The sequence below is a fragment of the Streptomyces sp. NPDC056160 genome (assembly GCF_042268205.1).
Lineage (GTDB): Bacteria > Actinomycetota > Actinomycetes > Streptomycetales > Streptomycetaceae > Streptomyces.
The window spans coordinates 14,432-28,987 of record NZ_JBHJUW010000114.1 but is presented as its reverse complement, the minus strand read 5'-3'; the positions used below and the strand labels follow the sequence as shown (position 1 = coordinate 28,987).

Here is a 14,556-nt window from a genome sequence, read left to right as displayed (position 1 = left end):
TGCGCACCGAGCTCGTCATCGACGCCCTCGCCGCCGCGGAACGGACCCGCGGCAGTCTGAACGGGGCGATCATGCACACCGATCACGGAGCCCAGTACACCAGCAGGGCCTTCGCGGACGCCTGCCGCCGGGCCGGTGTCCTGCAGAGTATGAGCGCCGTCGGGTCCAGCGCGGACAACGCCGCCGCCGAATCGTTCAACGCCAGCTTCAAAAGGGAGACGTTGAAGGGCCGAACGGGCTGGTCAAGCGAGCGCGAGGCACGACTCGACGCCTTCCAGTGGCTGTCCCGCTACAACACCCGACGCCGTCACTCCCGGCTCGGTCAGCGAGCCCCGATCACCTACGAGATCACCGTCCACCCAACATCAACTACCCTGGCCCGAGCCGCATAGACGTGTTCAAACTCCGGGGTCAAGGCCCAACCCCCGGTAATTGCCCTCACGCGCATGCGTCTTGTCCAGCGACAGCAGCGGGTGGGTAAGGCCTGCGCGAACGTCGTCGAACCGGGTGACGAGCCAGGCAGGTTGCCCATCCGTTCCCGTGATGCGGTGTACCGGAGAGGCCGTCCGCAGCCCCTGATATACGTCGTATGGGCGGGTGATCAAATCGTCCGCAAGATCCATGTGTTCATTCTAGGGGCCGTTCTTCTACGCCAATTTCCGGGCTCGGCATTTGGGACGTCGACGGGTCTGGACTGTGAGTCTCTGCCGGCATTCCTATCCCCGCGGCGGCGGCCAGCGGCTTCCCCAATCCCCAACCAGTGAGGGAGCCGCTGATCGTTGCTGCTGTGGTCCTGGCGCGCCGCACTTACGCTGCCGGGTACAGGGCGGGGCACATCATCACTCGCAGCGCACCGGCCGAGCTGATCGCGGCCTCGTACGCCGTATGCAACTCCGAGCCGGCCTTGCACTGCTTCCCCTCGCGAAACGCGTTGTTCACGGCGTAGCTCCGCCGCATGAACTGGAGCAGCTCGTACTTCGCCTAGACGGTGGGCAGCCGCACCCGGGTCTCAGGCAGCGGCCAGCGCCCTCTGCTCCTCCGTTTCGGGCTTCGCGTAGTCGTGGCTGCGGCACTCGATGTACGCGGTGAGGGTCTCCCCGCTGTGCGGATCACCGCCGCCCCAGAAGAACCAAAGCGGGACTGGCGGGACTACCTGCCGGTCCCGGCCGGTTCACGCATCGCCACGCAGACCTTGTCGTAGCAAAGCGGGTCGCGGTCGCCGTCCTCGAAGAGGAGCGCGAACCCCGTCACCGGCGAGTTCGGTACGACGTCCTTCAGCCGCCTGAACGCGAAGTTGTACATGTGCGCGGGCTGGTAGATGCCGCGAGCAGTTTCGTCCTGGCGGCGCCAATACGCCCGGCACACCAGCTTGCCGACCAGTTCACTTCGGCGGATGGAGACGTCGAACGGCGTGTTGATGTACTCGTACGCCCATCCCTCGTGCTGCGCTCGCGCGTCGATCTCCGAGTACCGCTTACGCACCCGGTCATAGTGCCGGTTGTCGCTGCACCTTCGGCAGCAGCTCTCACCGGTCTCCGGGTCGGTGAAAGCTCCCGGCCCCTGGAAGGTGAACAGCTCGTCCGGCTTGTGTCCACAGTCAAGTATCTGGTGGTGGTTGATGAGTTCCATGCCGCTCCTAGAACGTGATCCGATTGCGGAGCTTCTGCAGACCGTCGTTCGGGTCGACCGTCGACATCTGGGTGGCCGTTCAGCAGCGCGGTCGAGTCGTCGTGCTGGACGTCGTGCCGACCTCGAACGCCTCGGGGTCGACGTTGCGTTCGCGCCGTACTCGGCGAACCGGTCCGCGCGCTCTTCCGCCTTCTCGTACCGCCTCCGCCTCCGCGAAGCTGCGCCGCGTGGCGTTGTCGATGACCCGGCACGCCTTCAGGCCAAGTTCCAAGCGCAGGGCGAGGGACAGCCGGTCGATGCTCCACGTGTCGGCCTTGTGGTCGCGCGCGTCGTACCGGATCCACGCCCCTTATCAGCGGCGCCACACGGGCAGCGGGCACCCTACGGCCCGCGTGCCCGAACCCGTCACCACGCTGCCACAGCCGACCCGCCCCGGCTCACTCGATCACCTCAGCATCTGTGCCCGGCTCGGCGGTCTGCACGAACTCACACGACGCCCGCAGCTCCGGCGACTCCTCCGCCGCCGGCTCCTCATCGGCGGCGAGCACGGCGAGCGCGGCCCTGCCTGCGTCCATGGCGGCCTGAAGGTCGAGCCAGTACACCCCGTACCGCTCATTCACCAACGTGCACAGCGCGTGCCAGGTGTCGGCCGTGGCGTCGGTGAGGTTGTTGGGGATCGTGGACAGCGTGTCGTCCGCCTCGGTCGTGATCGGCTTCTCAACGTCGTTCACGTTGTACGTACGCGACACGTGCCGCTCATCGTCGTTCGAGCCCTCATCGAGGCGGACCGAAGTAGCGCCGGGCCGGTACCGGGTAATGACGTGCCCGATGTACGCGGCCGACAGCACCGCCGCCGCGTTCTCGTCCAGGCCCTCACACCCCAACGCGTCGATCACGGCGAGTTCGTCATCAGTGGGCGTCGCGGCCTTCAGTGCCGCGCGCTCTTCCTCGGCCTTGCGCAGCGCTGCCGCCTCCGCCTCCGCCTTGGCCACCGCATCGGCGGCGGCCTGCGCGGCCTCGAGCTCACCGGGCCAGGTGTCCCCGGCGGAAAGCCAACGGTAGGGGCCGTCCTTCACGGTCGTGTGCTTGGTGTCCTTCTCCGGCTCGGTCACGGCGCCGATGCGCATTGCCTGAGACCACAGGCGGAACGCGGCCTCACCCTCATCGGTGAGACCGAACGCGCGCACGCCGGGGGCGACGGTGTACACCTTCACGAACCCGGCCCGCCACAGGCCCGGTACCCGCTGCTTGTTGATCTTCGCGGAAACGTCGGCCTTGTCGGGGGAGACGTCAAAGGCGGTAAAGCCATCGGCGGTCTCGCGCACCTTGCCCTCACGCATCCATCCGAGGGCGCGCCACTGGTGCCGGCTGAAGTTCAGCGACTGGGCGGCGTCGATGTCGTTGGGGGTCATGGTGTCGGCGTCCTGTGCGGCGTGTCCGTCCAGGTGGAGGCGGGCGGCGTCGTCGGCCTCATCGCGGGAGGCGTGCACGTACGCGGCGGAGACGTCGGCCACCGGGTCGCCGTACTTGTTGAGGGCCATGGAAACGGGGCCGTGCCGGTCGCACTCGGCTACCCACTTGGTCTCGCGGACGTCCAGCGCGACCGCCCGCGCGGGGGTCGGCGTGTTGTAGGCGTCGCCGGAGGCGGGGACGTCGGCGGCTTCGTCCGCGTCGCTGCCCTCGGCGCTCTCGCCGGCTGCCTCCTCGGGGGTAGCGACGGCATCGGCGGCCCGCTCGGAGTCAGCGGGGAGACCGGGAACGGGCTTGCCGTCGGCGTGCGCCCTGACAATGTCGCGGACGTCGTCGGTAAACGGCTCGTCGTTGACCACGGACGGGTGGGCGATGCGCTCACCGTCGGGGGACACCACGATCCACGGCCACTCGCGGCCGTCCTCCTTCACGATCGTGTACACCTGCCCGCGCGTGGTTGCGTGCCACAGAAACCCCGTGATCCGCTTCACCGTGATACACCGCTCACCCGCCATGTCCGTGTGTCCATCCGTGTCGTTGTCGTGGTCCTGCTGTGTCCTGCTGTCGCTGTCGCCCGGAGGGAGGGCGGGGAAGTCCTCGATGCCCCGCGCTACCAGTTCCCGGCACTCCCCGCACCGCCACTCCAGCGGCCACACCCCCCGGCAGCACCGGCGCGGCGCGGTGCGCTCGGCCTCCCGTGCTGCCTCGCGGCGGGCCTCCCGGCGGTCCCGGATCCGCGCCCGCCGCATCAGGGCCTCGGTGCGCTTGCGGGTCTTCTCCGCCTCGACGGTCGCCCGCTCCGCGCCCTTGCGGGCGACGGCCAGGCGGCGGCGTTCCTCACCGCCCCCGGGGAGCACCGGCAAGGCGTGCGCGTCCTGCCCGGCGTGGCTGTCCCACTGGCGGGCACGGCGGGCCTTGCGAACCGACGCCATGACGTCGGCCTCATCGCGCAGCACGCCCGGCCCGGCAGCCTCGGCGAGCCTGAGCACCTCGTGTCCGTCCTCCGTCGCCACGACCAGGCCCGAGGCGTGACGCGCGAGGTATCCGCAGCGGGCGAGTAGCCGCACCCGCTCACCTTTGACCCGCCGCCCTGTACGGCCGTCCGCGCCGACCGCGCGGAACCCGGAAGCGTCGGCTTTCAGGCCACCGGCGACAGCCAGCCGCACCGTGTCCACGAACGCGGCACACCAGCCGAGAGCAGCCATGGTCCGCGCGGCGTCGCTATCCGGGCCCTGCGAGCCGACCGTGACCCGGGGCCCAGCGACCAGCGCCAGCCGGGGGCGGGGGGCCGCCCCGAAGAGGGCGGCCGTCGTCTTGCTGCTCACCAGGCCACCTCCCTCCAACGCGAGCGGAGATCGTCAAGCGACGCCGTCAGTGCGTCGAACGGATCCGCCGACAGCAGCGGGCCTCAGCCGGGGGCGCCGGGGCAGGGACGACCGGGTCTCGTCGTACTGGACGGTGAGGTCGCCCTCGGTGACGAGGGGCGGGTCAACAGTGGTGTAAGTCATGGTCTGTTCTCCTGGGTCGCGGTGAGGCTACGGATAGCGCTCAGCCGCTGGCTGATGGTTTGTTCGAAGCCGTTAGATGTCGGCACGTAGTACTGCGTGCCGAGCGCTCGGTCAGGTAGGTACTGCTGGGTGACGACGCCGTGCTCGAAGTCGTGCGGGTACAGGTATCCCTGGCCGTGGCCGAGGGCCTTGGCTCCCGGGTAGTGCGCATCGCGCAGATGCACCGGGACCTCCCCGGTGCGGCCACGCCGCACATCTCCGAGCGCCTGGTCGATACCGCGGATGATTGCCGGCGACTTGGGAGCCGTGGCGATCGCGACCGTCGCCTGGGCGAGGTTGATCCGGGCTTCGGGCATGCCGATCAGCTGGACCGCCTGCGCGGCGGCCACTGCGATGGAGAGCACCGACGGATCAGCCATGCCGACGTCCTCGCTGGCGTGCACGATCAGCCGGCGAGCGACGAACCGCGGGTCCTCCCCTGCCTCGAGCATCCGGGCCAGCCAGTGCAGGGCAGCGTCGGGATCCGAGCCGCGAAGCGACTTGATGAACGCCGAGATGACGTCGTAGTGCTGGTCGCGGTCGTAGCGCTGCAGCACGGATCCGGTGATCTGCTCCAACACCTCACGGTTGATGGTGCTCTTGCCGGCGGCCTCCGCCGTGGCGACAGCGGTCTCCAGACGGTTCAACGCCTGGCGGACGTCGCCGCTGGAGAGGTCGGCGATCGCATCGAGTGCAGCGTCCTCGACGCCGATTCCGGTCGCGCTGAGTTGCGAGTCGTCATCGAGCGCCCGCGCCAGGAGTGCGACGATGTCGCGACTCTCCAGGGGTCGCAGCACCATGAGGATCGAGCGTGAGACGACCGCAGCGTTGACCGCGAAACTCGGATTCTCGGTCGTCGCCCCGATGAGTGAGATCAGCCCGGCCTCGACAGCGGGCAGGAGCACATCCTGCTGGGCCTTCGAAAAGCGGTGGATCTCGTCGATGAACACCAGCGTCTGCTCGCCGGCGTCCAGCGTCCTCTGAGCAGCAGCCAGCGTCTTGCGCACGTCGGCGACGCCCGCGGACGTGGCCGAGAGTTCGACGAAGCACCGGCTGGTCTGATGCGCGATAGCGCTGGCGACCGTGGTCTTGCCCGACCCGGGTGGGCCCCAGAGTAGGACCGAGGTGGCCCCCTGCCCGCCGGCGAGCAGCTCCAGCGGTGAGCCGGGGAAGATCAGGTGCTCCTGGCCCACCACCTGGTCGAGCGAGGTGGGCCGCATGCGGGCAGCCAGCGGCTGGCGGCTGGAGGACACGATGGCCCCTTTCGTCGATGGTCGGACGGGAGGGAGCTCCTCTTGCGTCTGGTCGGCCGGCTGGATCGGGATCAGCCAGCGCGGCCTGCGCTGGCTCCTTTTCCTGCGTGCGGAGCTTGTTGAGCACCCGGTACACGGTCTTGCCGGAGATCCGGAGCTCGGCGGCAACGGAGGGCACGTCGGTCCCCCGCCGGCCATCGCGGCGACTGCGTCGTTCAGGCGTCCAGAAGCACGCAGACGGGGCACTCGGGTGCTCCGGATGGCGCGTCGCGCTGCACGGTGTAGCCGCACAGGCAACCGTGGGATGTGCCGTCGCTTACGTGCATGTAGGCGTCTTCTCGCCCTTGGATCTGGTTGCGGGCATCGGTGATTTCACCGGGCTCGGCGAAGGTGATGCCGTTTACGCCCATCGGGGCGAGGTTCCCAGCGATGGATTTCTTGAGAGCCGCCACATTCCGGTCGTCGGCATCGACGTCCAGCCCGGTGAACGTGACGTTCTGATTTGCCGGGTTCGGCTTGGGGCCCCTGCGGGGCCTGCCAGCGGTAAAGTCCTGCACTGTGCTGTCACTCCTCTGTCGTGTGTTGGCACGTCCAGTGCTTCGTGGTGCTCGTGGTGCTCGTGGTGCTCGTGGTGCTCGTGGTGAGTCGCAGGAATGCGGAAGCCCTGGGGAACACGGGTCCTCCAGAGCTTCTCGGCATCTCATGCTGTCGTCCGGGGCGGCTGTGCCGCCCGCTCCGCCCCGCCGCACCGACGTCGGGACCCTTCAGTCACCGCTGTTCCAGGGGAATTCGTGGCCGTGCCGGGCCACAAACGCGTCGTACGCGGCGATGATGCACGGCCGGTCGTTCCCCTGAGGGAACTGCCTAGCGGACCTGAGGTCGTCGTCGAGAATGAAGGCGCGCCGCCTCACGGTGCGCAGGTTCGCAACACCGCGGACGGTTATCAGGTCCGTCTCCTCATGCCCACTAGCCACGAGATTGCCGTGACCGTCCCGCACGTACAGCGGTTTGCCCCGCCGGTCGTGGCCGACCTTCTCGGCGACGGCCATGAACACCGGATAGTCGGCAGGGCCGTGCATCCGCTCCTGGCGCTTCTCCTGCTCGGTCTTCTTCCGCAGCGCAAGGGCGCTGGTCAGAACGTTGACGCCCGCGCCGACGAGGAAACTCTCCACGGGCAGGTCAACGCTGGCCATGATCCAGCACTCGTCGAGGATGTATTGGCGGAGCGCCTCATCGTCGGCGCCGGGGTTGGACAAGATCCCGTTGGGCAGGACCATGCCGATGCGGCCGCCGGGCCGCACCCATTCGATCGCCTTCTGGACAAAGAGCTTCTCAGGTACCACGGAGGAGGCCGGCTTCCCGCGTCGGAGAGTGCCGTCCTTCTCACGGGTCCAGCTGAAGGCGACGCTCGGCTTCTCGACTTGTGACGGGCCTGTGCGGAACAGCTCCAGGACAGGACCGGTCACGGAGATGTCCGAGCCGAAGGGAGGGTTGGTCAGCAAGACGTCGACTGCACCGGGACCGATGCGGTCGAGATGGCGTCTGGCACCAGGGAGGCCGGGTAGGGCGCCGCTCGTGGGGAAAGCCACCGAGTCCATGTGGACGGTGTTGCCGACGCTGCCGGTCAGCATCATCACGGCGAACGCGGCGGCACGGGCCATCATGGGGTCGAGGTCCGCGCCGAAGACCCGCTCTTGTGCATACCTGCTCAGTTCCTCGTAGTGAGCTGCTGCCAGTCGGGCGTGCTCCTGCGTGGTCAGGAGGGCAGCCTCGACGGTCTGCTTGCGGCTCAGGACTGCGAGGCTTTCGCGGAGGAAGCCGCCGGTTCCGCAGCACGGATCGAGTACGGTCTCGCCTGGCTCGGCGGCGGTGATCTCCACTAGCAGGCGGACCACGCTGGCGGGGGTGAAGTACTGACCGTGGTCGCCGCTCAAGGTATCGCCGAACAACTCGTGGTAGGCGGTGGTGAGGGTGTCCAGGGGCGTGGTGCAAAGGCTGTAGGCGGCCAGCTCGCCGACGAGGAAGCCGAGAGCTTGATCGCTGAGAGAGAGCTCGTCGGTCTGGTCGAACAGGTTGTAGTGGGCGTAGCGCTCCTTGACCTCGCCGAAGAGTGCTCTCACGCGTTCCGCGGCGGCGGAACGGTCTGCTTCACCTGGAACACGGTCCGACGTGTCGCGGTGGAGGTGGAAACGGGTCTCCCTCTTTCCTTCGCGGACCAGGTATTCGTCATGGAACTTGGCGAGCAGGACGTACAGGAACTGCCAGAAGGCCGCGTTTTGGGGCTGCCCCTCGTTGACGTGGATGGCGTTGTGGCAGCGCCGGAAAGCGAGCCTCAGCATCGTCTCGTTGGCCGGTGTGCTCCCGGTGGTGCGCGAAGGAGGCGCGGGTGCGGTGTCACGCTGGTGCGCGACTACAGTTGGCCAGTTCGTCAGAGACAGGAACGTTTTGTTCCCCGCGGACGTGGTGTCGCGACCGATGAAGAGCAGGTCGTTGCCGTCGGTCCACAGGCCGTACCGGCAGGCGGGACCAGCCGCCTGCATGAGCGCGGTGACCTCACCGGCCGTGTCGTCCTGGTGGTGGGCGTGCGTATAGGAGCGGATTTTGGCTGAGGCCCGGTTGTTCCTGGGGCGGACGCTCGTCACGACGACACGGCGAATGTACTCCTGCTCATGCGGCCTGCCGTGCTCGAAGACGGCGAGGCTGACACGTCGCCGACGCGGACGGCCGCCTTCCGGGTCCGTCACGTGGAGAGGGACGTCGGCCGCCACGTCGCGCGGGTCGATGCCGTACTGATCGACGAGAGCCCGTACGACGCTCTGGCGTAGCTTCTCGGTCTCGGAGAGCCGGATCACCGTTGTGCCGGTGATGTAGTCGAAGTCTTCGTTGTCTGCCAGGTCGTGTGGTCGCGCGGGCTCCGTGAGGGCCGCCGCTTCCATCTGCGCGATCGGCATTTCTGCGTCGCGGTCTGAGGCCATGGGAAGTGCGGGGGTGCTGGGGGCTGTGCATGCCTTGGTCATCTATTTCATCTCAGCGATCTCGAGGTACCTGTGTGTACTCGGTGCGGCAGGTGACGGCCATTGGCCGGAGGAGGCCTGCGGCCCGGGTTCAAACAGCGGTGAGACGGACGGCGTGCGCCACGAGGGCGGTCGCTGTGAGCTCGCCTTCGTGGGACTCCCAGTTGATATGGACAGTGGATGCCGGGTAGTCGCGGGAACGGCCCAGGTACAGCACGCTATGAGAGCCGTCCTGGGTGATACTGATCAACGGCACGCCTGGAAGGCTCCGGGGGATCACCGTCACCTGCTCTGAAGGCGCGGTGCCGTCAGCGAGGCCGTCGAGATCGGCGGCCAGCTGCTGCAAGTGATACGTCTCGTGAGCGCAGGCGCCCTCGCAGGTCAGAATGGCCGTACGGGTCCCGTCTCGCCCGTTGTACAGCTCGTGGCGCGTACGGGCGCCGTCATGCCCACTGAGGACCGCCGTGGCATCAGACCCGGAGTGGTTGCGGACGATCCAGAACGCCTCGCTCTCCTCGTCCTGCCACCTCCAGCTGATCTGAACGCCAGGTGTGTTGAGAACCTCCTTCCAGCCGGTTGTCGCTATGGGCGGACCGCCCCTCCAGGCGGACAACTCCAAAGTGCTGCGCCCGGAAGCCTGGTCGGCGAACAACGCACCAGGAGTGGACGGCCATGGCCTGACACGGGCCAGGAGAAGGGACGTGTCTGCTGGCCAGTCGAGCCCGCCGTCGTGCGTGAGACGGCGGTGCTGAACCGGGCACGCTGCGCACGCCCCGGGTCCGTCTCCAGGACAACGCTCGTAACCGCCCCAGCGCTGACGGCCGGTCAACGCTGTGAACAGAGAGGTGTGATGTGTCGGCCGCCACCCACACTGATGCCGGTGGTCGAAGTGGGCGCCGAGAGTGAGGCGGGACCAGCCGTTGCCGTCTGGGCCTCCTGGTCCGTAGGCGGGCTGCTCCAGGAATGCGGGCATGCAAGGAACCTCCAGGTCCGGCATGAAGGTGAAGCGGAATCAGGGGCCGAGCGTGCCCGTGCACTCGCGCTGGCGTCCGGGCGTTCCCTGCTCATAGCGAGGAGCGCAGCGTGATCGTCAGCGTTCTCGGGTGGGTGGGGCCAGTGGGTGAAGGGGCTGCACGTTCCTGGGTGTCCGGCGCCGGACTTGCAGTCGAACGGGATCGGGCGGCCATGGCCCTTGCGGCAGACACGGGGGCTCATGGCGTGCGCCTACGGCAGCACGGCGCGGAGCCCGTTGGTGAGCAGAGCCACGGCCGCAGACAACTCGCGGGGCGTGGTCAGCGCGCCCAGCTGAGAGGCCACAGCCGAACTGCTCTGCCCAGCAGCGGCATTGAGTGCCGCCTGAACGACGTGGCGGACGGTTTCCGTGACGCGCATCTGGACTTCGGTGTCCTCCAAGTCGGCAGCTGTGACCTGCCCGCGCCCCATGAGGCGGCTGGTCTTGGAGGCGACATCAAGGGTGGTGAGCGCGTCGTGGTCCGCCGCGGGGGCGAGAGCGGAGAGGTTCGCGCCGCCGAAGGCAGTGCGGAAGCGTGACGGGCAGTGGGTGTGAAGGTCCATGGCGAGCTCGGCGGCGAGGCCGCGGACGGCTACCAGACCGTGCGCGTTGGCCAGTTGCGTCATGAGTCCGAGCGCTGCGCGAAGATCCCCCTGCCTGAGGGCTATCAGGTAGGCGTCGGTGACGGTGCGTATGAGCTTCTCGGGAAGCGCAGTACTGGACACGGTATTTTCCCCGTTCGGGTGTTCGGGTGGCTGCGCGCCGACGAACTCGCAGGTGATGGGGTTGTCCCAGTCGTGATCGGTCATGAGAGCGCCGCTCCTTGAGCTTGTTGGGTACGGCAGCTGGCTGGGGCCGCAACGAAATCGCCGGTGGAGCTGGGCTGGTCGTTCCAGCACGGCCTCTGCGTGGACCAGGGCGTCGAGGTACTCCTCCACCGCTGGGACATCTTGCGGGGGTCCGTCGAGTCAGCCATCGGAGTCTTCCTCGGCGGCGCGGCTCTTGCGGGCCGAGCGCCGGCGGATGCTGGCGGCGAGGCGGTCGTACTCTCGACGTGCCTCGCTCGCCCTGACACGGTGATACTCAGCCTGTCGGTTGTGGTCCCCGATTGACTTCTCAAGTCGGGTGAGCTCGCGGCGGAGGCTGTGCTCTCTGTCGCCCCAGTAAATCTCGCGTACGGCGGCCGTCAGTTCGGATTGGTGCATCATCAGCCACGCACCGGGGACCTGGGCTTGCACGTGGGACAGCATTCCGCGCTGGAGCTGGAGCAAGATCTCGCTGTCGCCCTTCGTGGACGGTCGCGCGAAGGCGACGCGCGGCGTGCCGAGGAACGGCTTGAGCCGCTGGGGCACCGTCTCAGCGGGGAACTTCGCGAGCACACGTGAGATCAGGCCCACCATCTCGTCGAGTTCGGCGAACAGCTGGATCGTGGCGTCGACGATCTCTGTGGTCTTGTTGTGCTTCATCACTTCTGGTCCTTGACGATCGGGTCCTGCTCGGGGAACCGGGACAGGGCCGTCCCGCCCCGATTGGCCTCCCCGTCATGACGTAGAGGAAGGCGCTGCCCTTGACGCAGAGGATGGAGGCGCACTGTTCCTTCGTGTCCATGGCCAGACCCGTCGTCAGGGCGCACTCGTGAGAGGCCGTCAGGGGTCTGGTTGGAGGCCGATGCGTGTCCCGGCTGGTGCATTGACGGGTCTCATCGGTGTCTTGCTCGGGGCTTCGGCGATCAGCGTCGCTTTCGCGTCCCGCCGGTGGCAGCAAAGCGTCTCCTCATGGACACCACCGGAACCCGGGGATGCCCATGACGGGACGCCGACGTATCAACGGGGAACGGGCCGGGCGTACGAACACCCGGCCCGTTACGGTGTCGATCCCGCACCCGGGTCGGCTATGCCGACCCAGACCCCCGAGGCCAGCATCTGTAGGGCGAAGCCGACGGGGCATGCTGTCACCCATCGGAGCGACGCGAAGTGCTTATTCCACCGAAGGGCGGTGATCTTCTTCATGAGGGAGTCCCCTCTTCTTGATCACGGGTGTTCGGTGAGCGGTCGCCACAGTGACCGCTCGGCTGTGGGATCACAACCGGGCCGTCGTCGGATGGGTACGGGTTAGCCGGTAAAGCGCAGCAGGGTACGGGAACGGCCCCGAGCCGGGACGGGTATCCGGGCGCGGGGCCGTGGGCGGAGCTGTTCAGTGGATCGAAGCAACTGAGGGATATGCCTTGAGGTCTCGTGTGAGTGCCGCAGCAGTGACGAGGTCCGCCGGGCGGCGGTTCGTGATCCCTACGTGAAGCACCACCTTCGGTGGCTCGTGTTGGGCGGTCGATACGTGGTAGCGCCTGCTTCGCACCTGGAAGTGGTAGCTGCCGAGGCAGATCACATCGCTGTCCTGCGGTAGCGGTGCTCCGAGGAGATCGAGCTCGAAGGTTACGTAGGTCGGGTCCTCCGGCTCCTGTTCGCCACGCAGCCGAACGACGACGCGTACAACGTCCATGGTGTGCTGCTGATCACGGGTGCTGGTGGTACTCGGGGGCTGGGGCATGTCGGTCCCTTCGGATGCGGGGGGAGCCGCCGGGAGCGGGGCCGTCGTCGGATGGGTACGGGTATCAGACCCGCTCGGAAGCCCAGAGGTCCTTGAGGTCCTCGCGGATCTCTTCTTCCAGGGCGGCGAGAAGCGCCTGCTCGGCGTTGAAGTCCCCGGAGACGGCCTCGATGAGGTCGTCCTGGACCTGCTGCTTGCCTGCGAGCACCGAGGGCATCCGCTCGTCCTGCGTGCCCTTGGCGATGAGCCGGTGGATGGTCACCGGCTTCGTCTGGCCCGTGCGGAAGAGCCGGCCGTTGGCCTGCAGGTAGTGCTCGAGCGAGAACGGCAGCGTGTACCAGATCATCGTCGAGCCGCCGTGCTGCAGGTTGAGGCCGTGCCCTGCGGCGGCAGGGTGGAGCAGCATCACCGGGATCTGCTTGGCATTCCACCGGCGGACCATGTCGCGCGAGCCGTCGAAAGCCTGCGCGTCGATGCCGGCCCTCCGGAGCCGCATCAGCAGCTGCGCCTTGTCGGACTTGAAGTGATAGGCGATCAGCGCGGGCTCGCCGCCGTTGTTCCGCACCAGATACTCGGCCATCTCGATCTTCTTGTCGTGGATGACCTCGTACCGGCCCTTCGTGGCCGGGTCGTCAGGATCCGCGGTGTAGAGCGTGCCCGAGGCGAACTGCATCAGCTTGCTGGTGAGCACTGCTTGGTTCGCGGCAACGATCGACTCGATGCTCTGCGTCAGCTTCCCGTCGTCGTCGGTGTAGGTCTGCACGATGTCCAGGACCAGGTCGCGCTTGAAGTCCTTGTAGGCCTGGAGCAGGTCCGGCGGGAGCGTGACATTGACGTCCTGGATGCTGAGCGCCGGGAGCTGCAGGCTCGTGTTCTGCGCGCTCATCACCAGGTGCGAGATGGCCTGATGGATCTCAGCCTCGGCGTTCGCCGTGGGGATCCACTTCGCCGGCGTCGTGGTGCCGGGCACCATCTTCGGCGTGAACCAGCGGTTGCGGTACGCGGTGATGTTCTGACCCAGCGTCCGGCCCTGGTCGAGCAGGTAGACCTGGCTCCACAAGTCGTGGAGACCGTTGGGGCTGGGCGTTCCCGTCAGCTCGATGAGCCGGGTCATGGCAGGCCGCACCGTCGCCAGGGCCAGGAAGCGCTGCGAGTCGTGGGACTTGAAACCCTGGGACTCATCGATGATGACCGTCTGGAAGGGCCAGATGATGGTGTTCTGACCGTTGATGTTCTGGACCGGCAGCTGGTCGACCAGGCCGAAGCGGCACTGAGCGCAGCCTGCGCCGGAACAGGTCCGGCAGTCATAGGCTTCCCACGTCACCAGGGCCGACTTGAGCAACTCCTGAATCCAGGCGCGGATCTTGGCCTTGGCGGGGACCCGGTTGTTGGCGTTGCCGGCGACCAGAGCACGGTACTCGTCGATCAGTTCGTCTCGGTCCAGTGGCCCCCGTGCCTGGAGCAGCCCCAGGATCGCCGTCGCCTCCGGTGAGACGGTCGGGGCAGGCACTGCGCCCGGCACCGGCGTGATCAGCTTCGTCTCCTGGGACGGCTGAGTCAGCAGCTCCTGGTTGATGAAGTACATCGTCGGCGGATCGCTGGCGACTTCCTGGAAGCGCTTCAGGCGCTTGGCCTTGGAGAGCTTCCTGTCGTTCTCGTCGACGATGAGCGACTTCGTCCGGATGGGGAAGCCCCACTTCTCGATCTCGTCGATCCAAGTGGAGCGGGCGATCGCCACGGGCGCTATGACGAGGATGTGACCCATCGGGCGGATCGTCTGCAGGACACTCAGGGTCGTGAGCGTCTTGCCGGCCCCGACGCCGAGCCACGCACCGGCGAAGGGGTGGTCAACGAGGAAGTCGTGGATCTGCTGCTGATGCGGCATCAGCGAGATCGGGGACGGAGCGGTAGCCGTAGTCATGTCGCTGGTCATCCCTTCTCTTCGAGCGAGTGGTCAGGCATGGAAGGCTTCTTGAATGAGGGCGAGTCGGGCATGGGCCTGGTCGGCTCTCTGTTTTTGCTGCGCGACCTCGGTCTCTAGCTCGGCGCCCCTCGCTTCGCGTCGCGTGACGCGGGTTGGATCCAGG

General features: G+C 67.5%; 14 protein-coding genes. 1 reads left to right on the top strand and 13 read right to left on the bottom strand.

Going from position 1 to position 14,556, the window contains the following annotated elements; all coding sequences use genetic code 11:
* On the top strand, positions 1-392 hold a 392-nt coding region (locus ACFC02_RS31630; protein WP_376364823.1), incomplete at its 5' end, for a transposase.
* 6 nt (positions 393-398) lie between these two features.
* Here ACFC02_RS31630 and ACFC02_RS31625 read toward each other — a convergent pair.
* The 13 genes from ACFC02_RS31625 to ACFC02_RS31565 all read right to left on the bottom strand — a co-directional run bounded on the left by ACFC02_RS31625 (position 399) and on the right by ACFC02_RS31565 (position 14,390).
* Positions 399-623 (bottom strand): hypothetical protein, encoded by a 225-nt coding sequence (locus ACFC02_RS31625; protein ID WP_376364820.1) that lies wholly within the window; start codon positions 621-623, stop codon positions 399-401.
* Between the two features lie 184 nt (positions 624-807).
* Entirely contained in the window at positions 808-939 is a 132-nt protein-coding gene (locus ACFC02_RS31620) for a hypothetical protein (protein WP_376364817.1), read from the bottom strand.
* A gap of 210 nt (positions 940-1,149) precedes the next feature.
* Positions 1,150-1,629: a hypothetical protein gene (locus ACFC02_RS31615; protein WP_376364814.1), complete on the bottom strand. Its 480-nt coding sequence runs from the start codon at positions 1,627-1,629 to the stop codon at positions 1,150-1,152.
* A 437-nt stretch (positions 1,630-2,066) separates the two neighbouring features.
* Positions 2,067-4,424 carry a hypothetical protein gene (locus ACFC02_RS31610; RefSeq protein ID WP_376364811.1) on the bottom strand — a complete coding sequence of 786 codons (2,358 nt, stop codon included), beginning with the start codon at positions 4,422-4,424 and terminating at the stop codon, positions 2,067-2,069.
* A 33-nt stretch (positions 4,425-4,457) separates the two neighbouring features.
* Complete coding sequence (locus ACFC02_RS31605; RefSeq protein WP_376364808.1) at positions 4,458-4,607, bottom strand: hypothetical protein; 150 nt, start codon at positions 4,605-4,607, stop codon at positions 4,458-4,460.
* Positions 4,604-5,899, bottom strand: a complete 1,296-nt coding sequence (locus tag ACFC02_RS31600; protein ID WP_376364805.1) for a replication-associated recombination protein A — start codon at positions 5,897-5,899, stop codon at positions 4,604-4,606. Before ACFC02_RS31600 ends, ACFC02_RS31605 begins: the two co-directional genes overlap by 4 nt.
* Before the next feature lie 215 nt (positions 5,900-6,114).
* A complete protein-coding gene (locus ACFC02_RS31595; protein WP_376364802.1) occupies positions 6,115-6,456 on the bottom strand; it encodes a hypothetical protein in 342 nt (113 codons plus the stop codon).
* Positions 6,457-6,663: 207 nt separating this feature from the next.
* Positions 6,664-8,874: a class I SAM-dependent DNA methyltransferase gene (locus tag ACFC02_RS31590; protein WP_376364799.1), complete on the bottom strand. Its 2,211-nt coding sequence runs from the start codon at positions 8,872-8,874 to the stop codon at positions 6,664-6,666.
* A 130-nt stretch (positions 8,875-9,004) separates the two neighbouring features.
* Entirely contained in the window at positions 9,005-9,565 is a 561-nt protein-coding gene (locus ACFC02_RS31585) for a hypothetical protein (protein ID WP_376364796.1), read from the bottom strand.
* Between the two features lie 572 nt (positions 9,566-10,137).
* Positions 10,138-10,734 (bottom strand): hypothetical protein, encoded by a 597-nt coding sequence (locus ACFC02_RS31580; RefSeq protein WP_376364793.1) that lies wholly within the window; start codon positions 10,732-10,734, stop codon positions 10,138-10,140.
* A 159-nt stretch (positions 10,735-10,893) separates the two neighbouring features.
* Complete coding sequence (locus ACFC02_RS31575; RefSeq protein WP_376364790.1) at positions 10,894-11,391, bottom strand: hypothetical protein; 498 nt, start codon at positions 11,389-11,391, stop codon at positions 10,894-10,896.
* 727 nt (positions 11,392-12,118) lie between these two features.
* Complete coding sequence (locus tag ACFC02_RS31570) at positions 12,119-12,421, bottom strand: hypothetical protein (protein ID WP_362283371.1); 303 nt, start codon at positions 12,419-12,421, stop codon at positions 12,119-12,121.
* A 112-nt stretch (positions 12,422-12,533) separates the two neighbouring features.
* Positions 12,534-14,390 carry an SNF2-related protein gene (locus ACFC02_RS31565; protein ID WP_376364785.1) on the bottom strand — a complete coding sequence of 619 codons (1,857 nt, stop codon included), beginning with the start codon at positions 14,388-14,390 and terminating at the stop codon, positions 12,534-12,536.
* Positions 14,391-14,556: the final 166 nt, after the last annotated feature.